Genomic DNA, 17,455 nt, shown 5'->3' with positions numbered 1-17,455 from the left:
CGTTCGTCTCCCTGGGGCCTGGGTCGATGCCCAGCCGATAGCCGATGCCCGGCTCGGTCTGTAGAAGAAAAGGGGCCTGTGGATCGTCGCCGAGCTTTTGGCGCAGCCGGCTGACGACGATGCGCAGATAGTGGGTATCGTCTTCGTGCACCGCGCCCCAAACGTGGCGCAAAAGGTGCGTTTGGGTCACCACGCGCCCGGGCTGGCTGGCCAGCAGCGCCAGTACGGCGAACTCCTTGGGCGTCAGGCGCACCGCCTGCTCACCCAGCGTGACGCGCCGGGCGGCAAGGTCGATACACAGCGCCCCAAAGCGGTAGGGCTTAATGCCGGCGCCGGGCAGCGGACGGCGCAGCAGCGCGCGAATACGCGCCAACAGCTCCTCGATACCGAAGGGCTTGGTCACGTAGTCGTTGGCGCCGCTGTCCAGCGCCTGCACCTTTTCTGCCTCGTGGCCGCGCACCGATACCACCATCACCGGCACCTCGCTTTGGCGGCGAATGGCGCGCAGTACCTGCTGGCCATCCATATCGGGGAGGCCTAGATCCAGCAGTATCAGATCGATCGGCGTCCGCGTGCCGCTTTGCGCGGCCAGCACCGCGTCGAGGGCAAGCGCCCCCGTCGCAGCCTCGCTGACGCAAAACCCCTGAGAGTGCAGGCTGATGCGCAAAAACTGGCGAATGCCGCGCTCATCATCGACGATCAGCACGTGTCCGGCGTCACTCATCGCGCGCCTCCCTGGTCGGACTATAAAGCGGCAGCGTGATCACGATGCGTGTCCCTTGGCCTTCGGGGTTCGCCTCGGCGCGTACCTGGCCACCGTGGGCGCCCACCATGCCCTTGCAGATCGCAAGCCCCAGGCCGCTGCCGTGAGGGCTGCGATCGCCCCCGGTGTAGAACATATCGAAGACCTTCTCGCGCCTTTCCGGTTCGATCCCTGGGCCCTGGTCCGTCATGGCAATGGTGAGGGACGTTGCGGCATCATCGGTGAAGGCCAATATCTCGATAACGCCACCCGGCGGCGAAAACCTGGCGGCGTTTTCCAGGACGTTGACCAGCGCCTGTTCGATCAGCGCCGGGTGAACGTACAGAAGCGGCAGGTTGCCTGGCGCGAAGCGAAGCTCAAGCGTGAGCCCCTGCAGCGCGCCGGCCAAACGCCGCCTTACCGTGGCGATCAAATCATCCAGCGATATCCAGTCGCGCTCTATCTTCAGCTCGCCGTGACCCAGCCGGGTCATGTCCAGCAGGTTCTGGATATAGCGGTCCAGCCGCTCGCTTTCACCCAGCACGCTATCCAGAAGCGCACGGCGGTCGCTATCGCTTAGCTGGGCGTCGAGGGCGCGCAGCGAGCTGGCCGCCCCGATGATGGAAGAGAGTGGGGTGCGCAAATCGTGGGACACCGACGCCAACAGCGCCGAGCGCAGCCGCTCCTGCTCTTCGGCAAGGCGTGCGGCGCTCAGCGCGCTCAAGCGCCGGCGGCTTTCACTGGCCACGTTGCCCACCACCAGCGCGATCAGTAGAAAAAAGCACAGCGTAAGAAGCTGCTCGCGCTCGGCGACGATCAGCGAAAACGTCGGTACGGTAAAAAAGAAGTTGAAGGTCAAAAAGCCTAAAAGCGCGCTGATCAGCGCAGCAAAACGGCTCGCCAGCACCGCGCAGGCAAGCACTGCGCTTAAAAACACCAGCGACAGGTTGGCCAGCGCAAGCCAGGTGTAAAGTCCCCAGGACGCCAAAAGCGCGAGCGCGTTAAAAAGCAGCGCGCAGCCAAGCTCATGCAGGGTGGGTAAACGCCAGGTCGCGATCAAGAAACGCCTCCTTGAAAATTAGCGGCGCCAGAACATCGGCGTCAGCAGTACGATCACGGTCAGTATCTCGAGCCGGCCCATCAGCATGCCTGCGCACAGAAGCCACTTGGCCGCGTCCGGCAGGGTGTAGAAGTTGCCCGCCGGGCCGATCACCTCCCCCAGGCCCGGGCCCACGTTGGCCACCGCCGTGGCCGCGCCGGACACGGCGGTGACGAAATCGAGCCCGAGTGTGGAAAGCGAAAGCGCCAGCGCCGCGATGGTCAAAAAGAAGAAGAACGAGAAGGCGATGACCCCGCGGGTCACCTCGTCGCTCACCGGCTGATCGTTGTAGCGCGTGGCGAACACGCCGTGAGCGTGGATCAAATAGCGCAGCTGGTTGCGCAGCATCAAAAGCGCGATCTGAAACCGAAACATCTTCATGCCGCCGCTGGTCGAGCCGCTGCACCCGCCCATGAACGTCAGGTAGAAAAACGCAGTGACCGGTAGCGCCCCCCACAGCGTGTAGTCGTCCGAGGCGTAGCCGGTGGTAGTCACCACCGACACGACGTTGAAAGCCACGTGAGTGAGCGAGTCGAACCAGGGCTCGCCCAGCGCGACCCGCCAGGCGCTTAGGCACACGATGACGATCAATAGCAGCTTGATGAGCCCGCGCACCTGTTGATCCTGCCAGAGCGCTTCAGGCGTGCCGCGCAAAAAGCGAATGTAGAGCACGAAGGGGAGCGCACCGCAGAGCATGAAGGCGCTCGCCATCCACAAAAGCCAGGGCGCGTCGGCGTAGGCGCCGAAGGAGGCATCCGAGTTGGCAAAGCCCCCGGTGGCGATTGAGGTCATGGCGTGCACGACGGCGTCGAGCGGCGCCATGCCGCCAACGAAGTAGCCAAGCATGGCAACGCCCGTCAGCCCCACATAGACCACGAGCGTGGCCTTGGCGATACCGCCGGTGCGCGGCATCACTTTTTCCGACCAGTCGGAAGATTCGGTATGGAAAAGGCGCATGCCGCCGACCTTCAAAAAGGGCAGAATCGCGATGCCCATGACAATGATGCCAATGCCGCCGAGCCACTGCATCAAGCCCCGCCAGAGCTTGAGGCCGTCAGAGAGATGCTCGATGCCCACGATGACCGTGGAGCCGGTGGTGGTGATCGCCGACACCGACTCGAACACGGCGTTAGTGATACTCAATTGCGGCGCGCCCAGAATCAGCGGGAGGCTGGCAAAGCCGCTAACGCTGACCCAGCTGGCCGGGGTTAGCACAAACATCTGCCAAGGTTTAAGCTCAATGGGCGTGCGGTAGGTCGCCGCGAGCGAGGCGCCGGCAAGCGTGGCCACGACCGTTACCGCCTTGAGAAAGGCCCAGACGTCCGGGTCGTTCTCCCAGGCCAGCACCCCGAGTGGCACGAGCATGAACAGCGCCAGAATGATCCAGAGCACCGCCAGCGTCTTGAGCACCGGCGCCCAACGGCGAGTGGAGTTGAGGGCGAAGGCAACACGTTTGGTTGAAAAAGGCATGCTCGACCGCCTGGCTGGGAAGACCCGCCTATCACAGCACGCGTTGACATAAAAAGTCTGTAAAAAGTGCGGGCAGTGGTCGGTCTGCATTCGCCATTCCCGAGCTCGACCTGCAAGCGTTAGCTAAAAGTAGTAAAATTACACAATTAATTGCGTACTGTGGCCGCGATCGAGTAAATTTTAGGTAATTAAACAACGTTCGCGGTGTCAGGATTCAAGGAGTCACGATGAGCCAGCCTCATTCCCCGTTAGGCGATCCGAACCATGCGATCGATCTGGCGCTTTTCGGCGCGCTTGGCGATCTTGCCACGCGCAAGCTGTTCGCTGCCCTTTATCACCTCGACCGCGACGGGCTGATGCCCGAGGCCACGCGCATTCTGGGGCTCGCGCGCCAGGAGCATGACCTCGATGAGTTTCGCGCGCTAATTCGCCAAGCACTCGAAAAACGGCTCAAGGCCGACGAGCAGGACGAACAGAGCCTGACGCGCTTTTTAAACCGCCTCGAATACCTGCAGCTGGATTTCAAAAGTGCAGAAGGCTACGCCGCGATCAAGCAGTGGCGCCAGGGGGCCGAGCGCCCGATGGTGGTCTATCTTTCCGTGGCGGCGCGTATCTACGGCGATATCTGCCACAACCTGTCGCAAAGCGGCAGCCTCGACGACGATACCCGCGTGGTGGTGGAAAAGCCCATCGGCTACGATCTGGATTCCTCGAAAGAGATCAACGACGCCATCGGCGCGGTGTTCCCGGAAGAGCGGATCTACCGCATCGATCACTATCTTGGCAAGGAGACGGTGCAGAACCTGATCGCGCTGCGCTTCGCCAACCCCTTGTTCGGTACCCAATGGAACCAGAACCACATTTCGCATGTGGAGATCACCGTGGCCGAGAAGGTGGGTATCGAAGGGCGCTGGGGCTATTTCGACGACGCCGGCCAGCTCAGAGACATGGTGCAAAACCATCTGCTTCAGCTACTGTGCCTGATCGCCATGGACCCGCCGTCGAACCTGGACGCCGACGCCATTCGCGATGAAAAGGTGAAGGTGCTCAAGGCGCTCAAGCCCTTTACCGGCGAGGCACTAGGGCGCGACGTGGTGCGCGGCCAGTACATCGCCGGCACCAGCGACGGCCAAACCGTGCCCGGGTATCTCGAAGAGGAAGACGCCAATACGGAGAGCCGCACCGAAACCTTCGTGGCGATGAAAACCGAGGTCTCCAACTGGCGCTGGGCCGGCGTGCCGTTCTATCTGCGCACCGGCAAGCGTATGCCCGAGAAACTCTCGCAGATCGTCATCCACTTTCGCCAGCAGCCGCACTACATCTTCGACCCGGACCAGCGCGACATCGCCGCCAACAAGCTGATCATCCGACTGCAGCCCGAAGAGGGCATCGCGCTACAGGTCTTGACCAAGGACAGCGGCCTGGACAAAGGCATGCGTCTGCGCCCGGGGCCGCTGCATCTCGATTTCAACAGCGCCTTCCCCAAGTCGCGCATTCCCGACGCCTACGAGCGGCTGCTGCTGGAAGTGATGAAGGGACAGCAGTATCTGTTCGTGCGCCGCGACGAGGTCGAGTTCGCCTGGCGCTGGTGCGACCAGCTCATCGACGGCTGGAAAACCCGCGAAACGCCGCCCCGGCGCTACCCGGCCGGCTCCTGGGGGCCGGTGGCGTCGATCGCCATGATCACCCAGGACGGGCGCAGCTGGTACGAGGACTACTGATATGAGCAACGTACGTAACGCGCTGGCCGAGCAGCTGGCCGAAGCGGTGTACCAGGCGTTGGCCGAGGATCTCGAGCGCCAGAAGAAGGCGCTTTTGGTCGTCTCCGGCGGCTCCACGCCGGTGCCGTTTTTTACCGCGCTCGCTAAAAGAGAGCTTGCCTGGGAGCGGGTGCAGGTGACGCTGGCCGACGAGCGCTGGGTCGACGCCGAAAGCAGGGACAGCAACGCGAGGCTCGTGCGCGAGCATTTGCTGGTGGGGGAGGCGGCAAACGCCGATTTCATTGCCTTGACCAGTGAGGCCGAAACGCCGGAGCAGGGCGTGGAAGAGGTCGCCCGGCGCCTCGAGCCGCTCGCCTGGCCGGCCAGCGTGGTCATTTTAGGCATGGGCAGCGATGGCCACACCGCTTCGCTTTTCCCCGATAGCCCGGAGCTTGGCCTTGCCATGACCACCGATGAAGCGCTGGTAGCGGTACGCACGCCCAGCCAGCCTCAGCCGCGCATTACCCTGAGCGCCGACCGCCTGCACCAGGCGCGGCGCCACTTTCTGCACATCACCGGCGACGACAAACGCGCCGTACTCGGCAGCGCCATGGGTGGCGACGACGTTCGCCAGCTTCCCATTCGCGCCTTTTTAAGCTGCCCGCTGGCCATCTACTGGGCACCCTGACACACCCTTTGCACGCCCGCGTTAGGGTTTGGAGATTTTTATGACAATCGATAAACAGCTTCCGTCCAGCCGCACCGCCGAGCTCGACAGCATCTGCCTTAAGGCCGAGGTCATCCCGGTAATCACCATCGAGCGTATCGAAGATGCCGTGCCCATGGGCCGCGCGCTGCTCGAAGGCGGCATCAACGTACTGGAAGTCACGCTTCGCACCGACTGCGCGCTCGAGGCCATCAAGCGTATGAAAAAGGAGCTGGTTGGGGCAAGCATCGGCGTGGGCACCGTGCTCACCCCGGCCCAGTACCGCCAGGCCGAAGAGGTCGGCGCGGATTTCGTTGTCACTCCCGGCACCACCGAGGCGCTTTACCGCTATGGCGTGGAGAGCCCGGTACCGATGCTGCCAGGCGTTTCCACCGTTTCCGAGCTGATGACCGGCTGGCAGTACGGCTATCGCCGCTTCAAGTTTTTCCCTGCGGAATCGAGCGGCGGCGCCAAGGCGATCAAGGCGATCGGCGGCCCGCTCTCCGAGGCGCGCTTTTGCCCCACCGGCGGTATTACGCTGGACAACGCCGAGGAGTACCTGACGCTCCCCAACGTCATGTGCATCGGCGGCTCCTGGCTCACGCCGAAGGCCATGGTCGACGCCGAAGATTGGGAGGGGATTAAAAAGCTCGCTCAGGAAGCGGCGGAGCGTTTTCACCACTAGGGCTCTTTCACCACCAGGACGCTTGCGCCAGGTGATCAAAGCCCGAGCGGGTCGACCGCTCGGGCTTTTTGCGCTTTAAAGAGATCCCTTCAAAAAATAAACGCCTATCTGAAACCTGGGATATCGCCGCGAGTAGGCAGGGCAGCGTAGGCACCGGGGCGGGTGACGGCGTAGGCGCCGCAGCGACAGGCCAGTGCGACGGCGTCGATCAGCACATCAGGGTTTTCCAAGGCGCGCCTGGCGTCATCGAGCTGGCAAAGCCGCGCCAGAAAGCCGCCCATGAAGGCGTCGCCCCCGGCGGTGGTATCCACGGCCGTGACCGGCGGCGGGGTGAGGCGGTGCTCAAGCGTAGCGGTTTTAAGAACGACCTCGTGGGGGCCGTCGGTGATCAGGACCGCCTTGGCGCCGGCGGCCAGGCGCGCGTCGAGCCACTGGGCCGCGGGTTGGTCGCAGCGCAAATAGTCGAGCTCTTCGCGGGAAACCTTGATGAGTGCGGCCTCATTGAGGAGCTCAATCACGCGCTCGATCGAGGCCGCGCCCTCGGCCCACAGGTTGTGGCGCAAGTTGGCGTCCACGCTGACCAAAGCCCCTGAGCGGCGCGCTCTGCGAGTCAGGGCAAGCGTAGTGTCGAAAATGGCGGGCTCGGTCAAGCTATTGCTGCACACGTGCCAGATCACCGGGCGCGCGAAGGTATCCTCGGGAAGGTGCTCTTCGCGGTACAGTAGGTCCGCCGCCGGCGGGCGGTAGAAGTCGAAGGTACGTTCGCCGTCGATGTCCCGCGAGACGAACGCCAGCGCCGTACGCGCCTCGCGTGTAGTGACGATTGCCTGGGTATCCACGCCGTGGTGGGCGAGCTCAGCGGTGATGAAACGTCCAAAACTATCGTCGCCAACCATGCCGAGAAACCGGCTGGGCACGCCCAAACGGGCGCAGGCCACCGCCACGTTGGCCGGCGCGCCACCGGCATAGGGGGTGAACGTTTCCGGGCCTGCTTCATCACCTAATCGGCTTGAAAGCATATCGACCAGAGCCTCGCCAAAAGTAACGACTGGCGTCATGCACACCTCCTTTTACGCGCTTTGCGCTCATTGTTTTATTTACATCCGGGCGCTTGTTCATGCCCAACAGAAGGGGCTAGGTAACCTCTTCGTTATGCAGTGCTTCGGCGGCGCCCAGCAGCCCCGTCCAGGGGTGGGTGACCACCTGAATGGGAATGTCGGCGTTGTAGGCTTGCATGCGGCCCTTATCGTTGAAGGCGCTTTTGAGCTCACTGTGCGGCAGCCAGTCGAGCAGCCGGGGCAGGATGCCGCCGCACAAATAGACGCCGCCGCGTGCCCCCATGGTCAACGTGGCGTCGCCGCAAACGTTGCCCAGTATCTTCAAAAAACGCAGCAGCGCGGTGCGCGCCAGCGTATCGCCGTCGTCGGCGCCCTGGCTGATCTCTGCCGGGGTTTCGAAGCGCGGCGCGGCGCCGTCGAGCTCACAGTAGCCAAGATAGAGCTCGAAAAGCCCTTGACCGCACAGCACACGCTCAACGCTAACGCGGCCGTAGCGCTTTTGAAAAAAGCGTAAAAGCGCAAGCTCCTGCTCATCCATTGGCGCGAAGCTTACGTGGCCACCTTCGGTGGGCAGCGGAATCCAAGCGTGGCGGCCGGGAAAAACGCCGGCCACGCCAAGCCCGGTTCCTGGGCCGATGATCAGCCGCGCCGAGTGAGGCTGCGCGTGGCCAGCCTGGACCTCGAACAGGTGCGTCTCGTCGACATGGGGCACGCCAAGCGCCTGGGCGGTGAAGTCGTTGATCACCTTGAAAAGCGAAAGCCCCAGCGCCTCCTGAACATCGCGCTTGTCGAACGCCCAGTGGTTGTTGGTCATTTTTACGTGCTCGGCGTGGACCGGGCAGGCGAAGGCAAGACACGCCTCGGTAGGGGCCATCTCGTCGATGGCGCCCACCCGCTCGAGATAATCCCGAATGGCGTCGATGGGCTCAGCGTAGTCGGCGCAGGGCAGATTCAGCATGTCATAGGGCGCCGTGTCGCCGGGGATGACCAAGGCGAAGCGGGCGTTGGTGCCGCCGATATCGCCGATCAGCGCCGGTCGCATCAGGCGTCCTCCTCGCTAATCTGGCTCTGCTGGCGGGCCAGATCGTCGGCCTCAAAACCGCCGAACACGCCGGCGCCTTCCTCGCCGCGCATCGCCAGATGGCGAAAGCCACCGAAGAGCTCGCGGCCCATGCCGACGTGGTACTCGTCCAGGTTAGCGTGCGCGAGGCCGCGTTTGGCCCACTCCGCCGGGTCTACTTTGGCTTCGAGCACGCCGGTGTTGGCATCCAAAAAGACCACGTCGCCGTCGCGCAGTTTGGCCATCGGGCCGCCGTCGAGCGCCTCCGGGCTAATATGAATCGCCGCCGGAACCTTGCCCGAGGCGCCGGACATGCGCCCGTCGGTGACGAGTGCCACCTTGAAGCCGCGATCCTGCAGCACGCCCAGATACGGGGTGAGCTTGTGAAGCTCCGGCATGCCGTTGGCTTTCGGGCCCTGGAAGCGCACGACCACGACCACGTCGCGGTCGAGCTCGCCGGCTTCGAATGCGCCTTTCATCTGGTTCTGGTCGTCGAAAATGCGCACCGGCGCCTCGAGCACGCGGTGCTCCTCGGTGACGGCGGAAATCTTGATCACCCCGCGGCCCAGGTTGCCGTCGAGCACGGTCAAGCCCCCGGTCGGTGCAAAAGGCGTGGCCACCGGACGCAGTACGTCCTCGTCCAGGCTCGCCTCGACCCCTTCGCGCCAAACGAGCTTGCCACCCTCCAGGAAGGGCTCCTGGGTGTAGGCGGTCAGCTCGGTGCCGAACACGGTGGGAATATCGCCGTGAATAAGGCCCGCACCAAGCAGTTCGCGGAACAGATAGCTCATGCCACCGGCGGCCTGGAAGTGGTTAATATCCGCCTGGCCGTTGGGGTAGACCTGCATCAGGCTCGGCGTGACGGCGGAAAGCTCGGTGAAGTCGTCCCAGGTCAGCGTGATGCCGGCGGCGGCGGCCATGGCGATCAGGTGCATGGTGTGGTTGGTGGAGCCGCCGGAAGCCAGCAGCCCGACCACGGCATTGACGATGGCGCGCTCGTCGATCTGCTTGTAGAACGGGCGGTAGTTGCCGCCGGGCTCGGTGTTGCGAATCGCCTGCTCGGTGGCGAAGCGGGTCAGCGCCTCGCGCATCTCGGTGCCCGGGTTGACGAACGAGGTGCCCGGCAGGTGCAGGCCCATCACCTCCATCATCAGCTGGTTGGAGTTGGCGGTGCCGTAAAAAGTACAGGTACCCGGGCTGTGATAGGACTCGGACTCCGCCTCCAAAAGCTCCGCGCGGCCCACCTTGCCCTCGGCGAAGAGCTGGCGCACCCGCGCTTTTTCCTTGTTGGGCAGCCCGGACGGCATGGGGCCGGCCGGCACGAACATCGCCGGCAGGTGGCCAAAGCGCGCCGCACCGATGAATAGCCCCGGCACGATCTTGTCGCATACGCCGAGATACAGCGCGGCGTCGAACATGTTGTGCGAAAGCCCTACGGCGGTGGCCATGGCGATCACGTCGCGCGAGAACAGCGAAAGCTCCATGCCCGGCTGGCCCTGAGTGACGCCGTCGCACATCGCCGGCACGCCGCCGGCGAACTGGGCGGTCGAGCCCATCGCACCCGCCGCCTCGCGAATGGTCGCGGGAAAGGTCTCGAAAGGCTGGTGCGCCGAGAGCATATCGTTGTAGGCCGAAATGATCCCCAGGTTGGCGCTGTTCATCAGCTTCAGCGAATCCTTCTCCTGCGGGCTGCAGGCGGCGAAGCCGTGGGCCAGGTTGCCGCAGGAGAGCTCGGCGCGGTGCACGCCCCGCTGGTGCTGATCAGCCATGCGCTTTTCATAAAGCGCCCGGCGCTCGCGAGAGCGCTCGCGAATGCGCTGTGTCACCTTGGCGACGGTGTCGTTTAACGGGGCAGATGCGGTGGACGTCATGGAAACCTCGGCTAGGCGTTAGTCAGGGCATGCTATGTAGTTATTTTACATACTTTGCGGCCAGTTTAAGCCGCTATCGAGCGGCATTAAACCTTTTAGCGCAGATTTAAGGCGCAATTTTGGTAACTTTCCTACTGAATCGCCCGCCGCGCCGGATGCAAAGAGTGATGAAGCGTACCTTGCGCTCGCCGATCCGGCTGTCGGCTAGCACGATGGCGTTTTTCATCAGCATGCTCGAAAGGTTCAGCATGCCCAAAAGGGCGGCGAAGGTGAAGGGCAGATCGGAACCCAAAGCCCAATGGTCACATCTGGAACAGGCGCCAGCGCCGCCGGGCTTTGTTACCATGGCCCAGCGGCGGCCGCTGGCTTGCCGATTGCCTGTTGGTCTTATCCACGCGCTCGTTTTATTCACTGCTTTCGGAGCCTGACATGCCCCGCGACTTTTCGCGTATCACGCCTTTCGATACCGCCTTTCAAACGCGCGCGCGAGCCTATCTCGACACATTGACCAAGCCGCCGGGAAGCCTTGGCCGGTTAGAAGACCTGGCGGTGTCGCTTTGTCATATCACCGGCACGCTCACGCCAAACGTCGACACGCCCGGCATCGTCGTCTTCGCTGCCGACCACGGCGTGGCCGAGGAGGGCGTTTCCGCCTTTCCCCAGGAAGTGACCGCACAGATGGTCGCCAACTTCGCCAAGGGTGGGGCGGCGATCAACGTGTTCGCCCGCCAGATCGAGGCGCGCGTCGAGGTGGTCGACGTAGGCGTGGCGAGCGATGTCCGCGCCGAGGGCGTGGTGGACGCTAAAGTGCGCCGCGGGACGCGCAACTTCGCCCGTGAAAACGCAATGAGCGCCGCCGAGCTCGATCAGGCCCTGCAGGTGGGTATCGACGCCGTCGAGCGGGCCGCTAATGCCGGCTGCAAGAGCCTGATTTTAGGCGAAATGGGCATCGCCAACACCACCGCCAGCAGCGCCGTGCTGGCAGCATTGTTGAACCGGCCCGTCGGCCCGCTGGTGGGCGCCGGGACCGGCGTTGTCGAGCAGCGTCTGGCACATAAAATCGACGTGATCGAAAAAGCCCTTGCAGCGCGCGTGCCGGGGAGCGAGCCGTTGGCGGTGCTTGCCGCCGTTGGTGGGTTCGAGCTTGCCGCCATGGCCGGGGCGATGCTGGCAAGCGCCGAGCGCCGCTTGCCGGTAGTGGTCGACGGCTTCATTGCTTCAGTGGCGGCGCTGGCGGCGGTGCGGCTCTGCCCGCCGGTGCGCGAGGTTCTGATTTTCAGCCACCGCTCCGCCGAGCCCGGCCACGCCGTGGCGCTCGAGGCGCTCGCCGCGACCCCGCTGCTCGAACTCGACATGCGTCTGGGCGAGGGCAGCGGCGCCGCGCTTGCTTTCCCGCTGTTGAAAGCCGCCTGCGCGATGATCACCGAGATGGCCACCTTCGAGAATGCCGGGGTGACACGCTAGTGGGCGTGACGCTCATACTGCTGGCGGTGGCGATCGACCTGATCGTGGGCGACCCGCGCTGGCTGCCGCACCCGGTGGTCGGCATGGGCCGAGTGATCACATCGGTGGAGGGGCGGCTCAACCGCGGCGGGCGGCGCGCGCGGCGGCTCAAAGGCGCGCTTTTGACGCTTCTGGTGGTTGCCGGTACGTTTTGGCTCGCAACGCTTCTTCTCAATTGGCTGAGCATGGTGCATCCTTGGTTGAATATCGCGGCCGAGCTTTGGCTACTGGCCACCACGCTAGCCATCAAGGGGCTGGCGGACGCGGGCAGAGCCATCGCCGCACCGCTTGTTAAGGGGGATCTCGAGACGGCGCGAGAGGCGCTGTCGCGGGTGGTCGGGCGCGATACTGCCACGCTAAACGAGCCCGAGATCGCCCGCGGCGCGGTCGAAACCGTGGCGGAGAACACCGTCGATGGCATTACCTCGCCGCTGTTTTTCGCGCTGATCGGCGGCGCGCCGCTGGCGCTGGCTTACAAGGCGGTGAACACGCTGGACTCGATGGTGGGCTACAAAAATGCCCACTTCGCGGATTTTGGCTACGCCTCGGCAAAACTCGACGACATCGCCAACTGGCTGCCGGCGCGGCTCACTGCCGTGTGTCTTTGGGCGGCGGGGGCGCTTTGGAATGCCCTGGGGCGCGAGCCGCTGGCGGTGGCCGGTGCCTTTACCCATACCCGGCGCCAAGCGCCGCGCCACCCCAGTCCCAACGCCGGCTGGCCGGAGGCGATGGTGGCTTGGCTTTTGGGCGTAAAACTCGGCGGCGTGAACATCTATGGTGGCGAGCTTTCGCACCGCGCAACGCTGGGGCCGGGGCGCGTCGCGCTCGAGGCGCGCCATATCGATATCACCATTGGCCTGATGCACGCAGCCTGGGGGCTTTTTCTACTCATGATGATCGCGCTTGGCACGGCAGGAGAGGCGGTGTGATAAGCCTAAAAAAGTCGACAGGCGGCGCGGGCAAAAGGCTCGCGCCGTGTAATGTCACCTCATCTTCTCGTTCGAGCGTTCGATGATCGTGTTCGTCAGCGGCGGCGCACGCTCGGGAAAGTCTCAACTGGCCGAAGCGCTGACGCTGGCAAAAGCGCGCGAGCGCTGCTATTACGTGGCCACCGCTCGTTCGATTGATGCCGAGATGAGCGCGCGCGCCGCGCGCCACCGGGCCCGCCGTGACGGCCGCTGGATAACGCTGGAGGCGCCGCTCTACCCGGACGAAGCGGTCGCTTCTGTACCCGACGGCCAGGCCGTGCTGGTCGACTGCCTCACCCTCTGGGCGAGCCAGCTACTGTTTGGCCAGGCGTTCGAGCCGGCCGAGGCCGAACGGGAGGGGTTGCGCTGCCTAAAAAAGCTGCTCGGTGATGCCCGCGATCGAGGCCTGCACCTGGTCATCGTCTCCAACGATCTTAATGAAGCGCCGCTGCCGTCGGACCCCGGGGTCTGGCGCTTCGTCACGTTTTTGCAGCGCCTGCACCGGCTGTTGGCCCAAGAGGCGGACTCGGTGGTCGAAGTGGTCGCCGGGTGCGCCGTCGAGTGGAAGGTTGATCTCGACCTGCCTGACGCCGATACCCCGTCCCGAAACAGCGAAGAGTCCTCACCGTGAAAAACGCTCTGTTCGGCACCTTGCTGGCCTTTCAGTTCTTGACCCGCGTGCCGCTACCTATCGAGTGCCCCTGGAACGCCGCCACCCGGCGCTGGGCGCTGCGCGCCTATCCGGTGGTCGGGCTGTTCATCGGCGCGCTGCTGTGGCTTGCCGCGCTGTCGCTCGACGCGCTCGCGATGCCCGCACCGATTGCTGCACTTGCGCTGTTGAGCCTGTGGGTGGCGCTCGGCGGCGGCCTGCACCTGGACGGCGCGATGGACCTGGCCGATGCCCTCGGAAGCAACCAGCCGCTCGAGCGGCGTTTTGAGATCATGAAGGACCCCCAGGTGGGCAGCTTCGGGATACTGGCGCTATTTTTCCTGCTCGCCTGGAAGGCGGTGCTGCTCTGGGCGCTGGTCGACGTTGGCGCGCCCGCGCTGTGGCTGTTGATCGTGCCTGCGCTTGCCCGTTTCGCCGGCGCCGCCCTGCTGGTACTGAGCCCCTGCGCCCAATCAAGCGGGCTTGCCTACGCGTTCAAACGCTCGCTGACCCCGCGTGACGTGGCGCTTTCGCTGGTGCCGCTTCTGTGCGTGGCGTTTTTTTACCTGCCCTTGCTTGCCTGGCTTGCCGGGGCGCTTTTGTTCACCGCGCTGTTTCGCGCCGGGGTGCTTCGCGCCTTCAAGGGCATCAACGGCGACATGATTGGGGCGTTAATAGAAGGAGTCGAGCTTTGGCTAGTGATCTTGATGTGGAGCTGGTGGTGGTTCGCCACGGTATAACGTCCTGGAATCTCGAGCGGCGCTACCAGGGCCAGCGCGATATCGAGCTTTTGTTTCCCGACGCCGAGCCGGGGCTCAACGCGCTCAAGGAGGCGTTAAAGGGTGAGCATTTCGATGCAATCTACGCAAGCGACTTGACCCGCTGCCGCCAAACGCTCGAGTGGGCAAAGCCCGGCGCTACGCCGGCGAGTGTTTACCTGGAGCCCAGGCTTCGCGAGCTCGATTTCGGCGAGTATGAAGGCAAGGTCTACGACGAACTCAAGGAGGATCCGGGCTACCGGGCATGGATTGATAGCGTCGGAGAGCTTAAAATCCCCGGCGGCGAATCTGCCGGGGATCTGCGCGCGCGCCTGGACGGCTGGCTTTCGACGCTTGCCGACAACGCCCGGGCCCTTGGCCACCGGCGCGTGCTGGCCGTCACCCATGGCGGCGTGATTCGCGAACTGAGACGGCGTTTTGAAACCGTGGATTTCTGGGAGGCCACGGTGACCCAGGCCACCGGCCGGCGCCTGAACCTGACCCATCGCGCTAGAGAAGGAGAGTGGCAATGCAGCTTTTCATCGGCGGTGCCCGCGCAGGCAAGCGCGACGCCGTAAAAACGCGCTTTCAAAACGCGGCCTGGTGGACGCTCGCCCCGGGCCAGCGGCTGGCCGACTGCCACTCGATTTTGATTCCCGATACGCCGCTGGTAATTAACGGCGTGCTCGACTGGGTGGCCCGCGACGGCGCCCGTGAAACCGACAGCGACCGTTTGCGCGCCCAGTGGCGCGAGGATCTGGCCGCACTTTGCCGCGCCGCCAGGGCGTGCAACGCCACGATCGTGCTGATCATGAGCGAGGTCGGCCGCGGCCTGGTGCCCATGGCGCGCGAAGAGCGCCGCCTGCGCGATCTCAACGGCTGGTTCAGCCAGGACGCCGCACAGCATGCCGAGCGGGTCTGGTACGTGCGCCACGGCCTGGTGCAGCGCCTTGGCGCGCCCGCAAGCGCCCCGTCGAGCCTGGTCGAGTGCGATTGACCTGGCCCTAACGGCTTGCTAGTTTACGCTCACTTTTGGGTGCCGGCCTTGCGTCGGTTAAACGGGAAGCTGGTGTCCATTCCAGCGCTGCCCCCGCAACGGTAATCGAGTCAAGAACGGCCATTACGCCACTGTGTCGCGCGCGATATGGGAAGGCCGCCGTTTTAAAGATGCTTTGCGCGTCTTTCGCTCGTCAGCCCGGAGACCGGCCCGAAAGCGCAAGGCGACTGAAAACGATGTTTCAGCGCCTTTACTGCCGAGACGCGGAGGGCGTGCTCAGGGCCGATACGGACGTGCGTTTCCGCTATTTTCCCTTGACGTCACCGCAACTGGCCATAAAAACCGGCTGTGCGGGTGAGCACGGCCAGCAAGGGACTTCTCATGCCTTACGCGCTCTTCCCGCGGCTTGGCGCTTTCGCGCTCGCCACGCTGCCGCTGGCGGTTCACGCCCAGACCACAGCGGCGACGACCCCAATAGCCTCCGATCTCGACCCGGTGGTGGTCACCGCCACGCTGGCCCCGCGCACTGCCAATCAAAGCCTCTCCTCGGTCACCGTGCTCGATGAAGCCGCCTTTCGCCGCCAGGATCCAACGAGCGTCACGGATCTTTTGCGCGGCCAGCCGGGCGTGGACGTTTCCAGCAACGGAAGCTTCGGCAAGAATGCGAGCTTGTATCTTCGCGGCACCGGCAGCGCGCAAAACGTGCTCCTGATCGACGGCATTCGCCTGCGCTCGGCCACCAGCGGCGGTGCGGCTTGGGGGAGCCTCGACCCGCGCCTGTTCGAGCGCGCTGAAATCGTGCGCGGGCCGCGCGGTAGCCTGTTTGGGGCGGACGCCATCGGCGGTGTGGTGCAGCTTTTCACCCACGAGCCCGACGAGGCAAACGGCCCGCAGCCGAGACTTTCGTTCGGCGGCGGCTCCTTCGGTACGGCGCGAGCAAGCGCGGGGCTCAGCGGGGTCGAGGGCGGCACTCGCTACAGCTTCGCGGCCAGCCACTTCAACACCGACGGCGAGCCGGTGCGCCGAGGCGGCGACGACAAGGGCTATGACAACACCACCGCACTCGCCCGCGTGTCCCACGTCTTTGATAGCGGGGTCGAGGCCGGCGCGCTGGCGCTGCGTGCGCGCGGCAATAACGAGTACGACGGCGGCGAGAACGACTTCGTCCAGCAGGTCGCCGGTGTTTACGTCGATACCCCGGTGGTCGAGGGCTGGCGCTCGCGCTTGACGCTTTCCGAGGCTCGCGACGAGAGCGACAACGTCGACGAGTTCGGCGACTCCACCTTCGACACGAACATTCGCACCGCGCGCTGGCAGAACACCTTCAGCGTCGGCATGCACGAATTCATCGCGGGCGTCGAGCAGAGCGAAGACCGGATCGACAGCACCATCGATTACGATGAGACGAGCCGCGACAATACCGCCGCCTTCACCCAGGCGCTGTTCGACTTCGCGCCCTTTACGCTGCAAACCAGCGCCCGCTTCGATCACAACGAAAGCTACGGCGATGAGGTGACCGGAAGTGTGGCACTCGGTTTCGATCTCGATGCCCACCACACCCTGCGGGCAAGTTTTGGCACCGCCTTCAACGCGCCGACCTATAACCAGCTTTACTACCCGAATTTCGGCAACCCGGACCTCGACTCCGAGACATCCGAGACCTTTGAAATCGGCGCGCGCGGGCAGTACGCGACCCTCTTCTGGGACGCTGCGCTCTACCAGACCGACATCGACAACCTGATCGCCGGCCAGGGCGAGCAGTTCAACGTGCCTACCTCGCGCATTCGCGGCGCCGAGCTTTCCGGCGGCGTGGAGCAGGGCGGCTGGACGGTTGCCGCCGCGCTCACCTACACCGACCCTGAAAACCGCGCCACCGGTAACCGGCTTACCAACCGCGCCACCCAAAGCCTGCGTCTGGACGTGGACCGGGAGCTCGGCGAGTACTCGGTCGGCGGCTCCTGGATCGCCCAGAATCACCGCTACCGCGATGCGGCCAACGAGGATCGCCTGGCCGGCTACGGGCTGGTCAACCTGCGCGCCGGCTGGCAGTTCGCGCCCATGTGGACCGCGCGGGTGACGCTGGAGAACGCGCTGGACCAGGACTACGTCACCACGCGCTCGTTTGATGGTGCCGACTACATCAACGCCGGCCGCGCGGCGTTTTTGAGCGTCAACTTTGGTCAGTAAAT

The 17,455-nt window shown here is 64.4% G+C and carries 17 protein-coding genes and 1 riboswitch; of the genes, 10 read left to right on the top strand and 7 right to left on the bottom strand.

Annotated features, from left to right (window positions below; all coding sequences use genetic code 11):
- From ACGLWX_RS15445 to ACGLWX_RS15435, 3 genes are all read right to left on the bottom strand, one after another.
- On the bottom strand, positions 1-724 hold a 724-nt coding region (locus tag ACGLWX_RS15445), incomplete at its 3' end, for a response regulator (RefSeq protein ID WP_396241031.1).
- Positions 717-1,802, bottom strand: coding sequence for an ATP-binding protein (locus tag ACGLWX_RS15440; RefSeq protein ID WP_396241029.1), 1,086 nt, complete (start codon positions 1,800-1,802; stop codon positions 717-719). The genes ACGLWX_RS15440 and ACGLWX_RS15445, both read right to left, overlap by 8 nt.
- Positions 1,803-1,820: 18 nt before the next feature.
- Positions 1,821-3,311 carry a TrkH family potassium uptake protein gene (locus ACGLWX_RS15435; RefSeq protein ID WP_396241027.1) on the bottom strand — a complete coding sequence of 497 codons (1,491 nt, stop codon included), beginning with the start codon at positions 3,309-3,311 and terminating at the stop codon, positions 1,821-1,823.
- A 227-nt stretch (positions 3,312-3,538) separates the two neighbouring features.
- Here ACGLWX_RS15435 and zwf point away from each other — a divergent pair, with 227 nt between their 5' ends.
- From zwf to ACGLWX_RS15420, 3 genes are read left to right on the top strand one after another with little or no spacing between them, the layout of a single operon-like run.
- On the top strand, positions 3,539-5,032 hold the full coding sequence (gene zwf / locus ACGLWX_RS15430; RefSeq protein ID WP_396241025.1) for a glucose-6-phosphate dehydrogenase: 1,494 nt from the start codon (positions 3,539-3,541) through the stop codon (positions 5,030-5,032).
- 1 nt (position 5,033) lies between these two features.
- Entirely contained in the window at positions 5,034-5,699 is a 666-nt protein-coding gene (pgl, locus tag ACGLWX_RS15425; protein WP_396241023.1) for a 6-phosphogluconolactonase, read from the top strand.
- 40 nt (positions 5,700-5,739) lie between these two features.
- A complete protein-coding gene (locus ACGLWX_RS15420) occupies positions 5,740-6,402 on the top strand; it encodes a bifunctional 4-hydroxy-2-oxoglutarate aldolase/2-dehydro-3-deoxy-phosphogluconate aldolase (RefSeq protein ID WP_396241021.1) in 663 nt (220 codons plus the stop codon).
- A 104-nt stretch (positions 6,403-6,506) separates the two neighbouring features.
- Here the strand turns inward: ACGLWX_RS15420 and ACGLWX_RS15415 are convergent, their stop codons facing one another.
- The 4 genes from ACGLWX_RS15415 to ACGLWX_RS15400 all read right to left on the bottom strand — a co-directional run bounded on the left by ACGLWX_RS15415 (position 6,507) and on the right by ACGLWX_RS15400 (position 10,803).
- Positions 6,507-7,460 (bottom strand): carbohydrate kinase, encoded by a 954-nt coding sequence (locus ACGLWX_RS15415; RefSeq protein ID WP_396241019.1) that lies wholly within the window; start codon positions 7,458-7,460, stop codon positions 6,507-6,509.
- Positions 7,461-7,536: 76 nt separating this feature from the next.
- Positions 7,537-8,502 (bottom strand): glucokinase, encoded by a 966-nt coding sequence (gene glk / locus ACGLWX_RS15410; RefSeq protein WP_396241017.1) that lies wholly within the window; start codon positions 8,500-8,502, stop codon positions 7,537-7,539.
- A complete protein-coding gene (gene edd / locus ACGLWX_RS15405) occupies positions 8,502-10,391 on the bottom strand; it encodes a phosphogluconate dehydratase (RefSeq protein WP_396241015.1) in 1,890 nt (629 codons plus the stop codon). Before edd ends, glk begins: the two co-directional genes overlap by 1 nt.
- Positions 10,392-10,497: 106 nt before the next feature.
- On the bottom strand, positions 10,498-10,803 hold the full coding sequence (locus ACGLWX_RS15400) for a hypothetical protein (RefSeq protein ID WP_396241013.1): 306 nt from the start codon (positions 10,801-10,803) through the stop codon (positions 10,498-10,500).
- Positions 10,804-10,820: 17 nt separating this feature from the next.
- On the opposite strand from ACGLWX_RS15400, the gene cobT reads away from it, so the two are divergent.
- The 7 genes from cobT to ACGLWX_RS15365 all read left to right on the top strand — a co-directional run bounded on the left by cobT (position 10,821) and on the right by ACGLWX_RS15365 (position 17,453).
- Positions 10,821-11,855, top strand: coding sequence for a nicotinate-nucleotide--dimethylbenzimidazole phosphoribosyltransferase (cobT, locus tag ACGLWX_RS15395; protein ID WP_396241011.1), 1,035 nt, complete (start codon positions 10,821-10,823; stop codon positions 11,853-11,855).
- A 5-nt stretch (positions 11,856-11,860) separates the two neighbouring features.
- A complete protein-coding gene (gene cbiB / locus ACGLWX_RS15390; protein WP_396241009.1) occupies positions 11,861-12,823 on the top strand; it encodes an adenosylcobinamide-phosphate synthase CbiB in 963 nt (320 codons plus the stop codon).
- Positions 12,824-12,905: 82 nt separating this feature from the next.
- Complete coding sequence (locus tag ACGLWX_RS15385) at positions 12,906-13,493, top strand: bifunctional adenosylcobinamide kinase/adenosylcobinamide-phosphate guanylyltransferase (RefSeq protein ID WP_396241007.1); 588 nt, start codon at positions 12,906-12,908, stop codon at positions 13,491-13,493.
- Complete coding sequence (locus ACGLWX_RS15380) at positions 13,490-14,251, top strand: adenosylcobinamide-GDP ribazoletransferase (RefSeq protein ID WP_396241005.1); 762 nt, start codon at positions 13,490-13,492, stop codon at positions 14,249-14,251. The genes ACGLWX_RS15385 and ACGLWX_RS15380 overlap by 4 nt, the downstream gene beginning before the upstream one ends.
- Positions 14,203-14,847, top strand: a complete 645-nt coding sequence (locus ACGLWX_RS15375) for a histidine phosphatase family protein (protein ID WP_396241003.1) — start codon at positions 14,203-14,205, stop codon at positions 14,845-14,847. The genes ACGLWX_RS15380 and ACGLWX_RS15375 overlap by 49 nt, the downstream gene beginning before the upstream one ends.
- The gene (locus ACGLWX_RS15370) at positions 14,799-15,266 is read left to right on the top strand and encodes a bifunctional adenosylcobinamide kinase/adenosylcobinamide-phosphate guanylyltransferase (RefSeq protein WP_396241001.1); all 468 of its coding nucleotides are present in this window, start codon (positions 14,799-14,801) and stop codon (positions 15,264-15,266) included. Before ACGLWX_RS15375 ends, ACGLWX_RS15370 begins: the two co-directional genes overlap by 49 nt.
- 20 nt (positions 15,267-15,286) lie before the next feature.
- Positions 15,287-15,495, top strand: a riboswitch (cobalamin riboswitch).
- Between the two features lie 152 nt (positions 15,496-15,647).
- Positions 15,648-17,453: a TonB-dependent receptor domain-containing protein gene (locus ACGLWX_RS15365; protein WP_396240999.1), complete on the top strand. Its 1,806-nt coding sequence runs from the start codon at positions 15,648-15,650 to the stop codon at positions 17,451-17,453.
- Positions 17,454-17,455 lie beyond the last annotated feature (2 nt).

Source organism: Halomonas sp. HMF6819 (genome assembly GCF_044335525.1).
Lineage (GTDB): Bacteria > Pseudomonadota > Gammaproteobacteria > Pseudomonadales > Halomonadaceae > Vreelandella.
Note: the sequence above shows the minus strand (reverse complement) of the source record. Positions and strands in the feature narration are given on the sequence as shown.

Coding starts and splice junctions, on each gene's coding strand:
- ACGLWX_RS15435 (WP_396241027.1), bottom strand. CDS start 3,311: ATGCCTTTTTCAACCAAACGTGTTGCCTTCGCCCTCAACTCCACTCGC.
- zwf (WP_396241025.1), top strand. CDS start 3,539: ATGAGCCAGCCTCATTCCCCGTTAGGCGATCCGAACCATGCGATCGAT.
- pgl (WP_396241023.1), top strand. CDS start 5,034: ATGAGCAACGTACGTAACGCGCTGGCCGAGCAGCTGGCCGAAGCGGTG.
- ACGLWX_RS15420 (WP_396241021.1), top strand. CDS start 5,740: ATGACAATCGATAAACAGCTTCCGTCCAGCCGCACCGCCGAGCTCGAC.
- ACGLWX_RS15415 (WP_396241019.1), bottom strand. CDS start 7,460: ATGACGCCAGTCGTTACTTTTGGCGAGGCTCTGGTCGATATGCTTTCA.
- glk (WP_396241017.1), bottom strand. CDS start 8,502: ATGCGACCGGCGCTGATCGGCGATATCGGCGGCACCAACGCCCGCTTC.
- edd (WP_396241015.1), bottom strand. CDS start 10,391: ATGACGTCCACCGCATCTGCCCCGTTAAACGACACCGTCGCCAAGGTG.
- cobT (WP_396241011.1), top strand. CDS start 10,821: ATGCCCCGCGACTTTTCGCGTATCACGCCTTTCGATACCGCCTTTCAA.
- ACGLWX_RS15385 (WP_396241007.1), top strand. CDS start 12,906: ATGATCGTGTTCGTCAGCGGCGGCGCACGCTCGGGAAAGTCTCAACTG.
- ACGLWX_RS15370 (WP_396241001.1), top strand. CDS start 14,799: ATGCAGCTTTTCATCGGCGGTGCCCGCGCAGGCAAGCGCGACGCCGTA.
- ACGLWX_RS15365 (WP_396240999.1), top strand. CDS start 15,648: ATGCCTTACGCGCTCTTCCCGCGGCTTGGCGCTTTCGCGCTCGCCACG.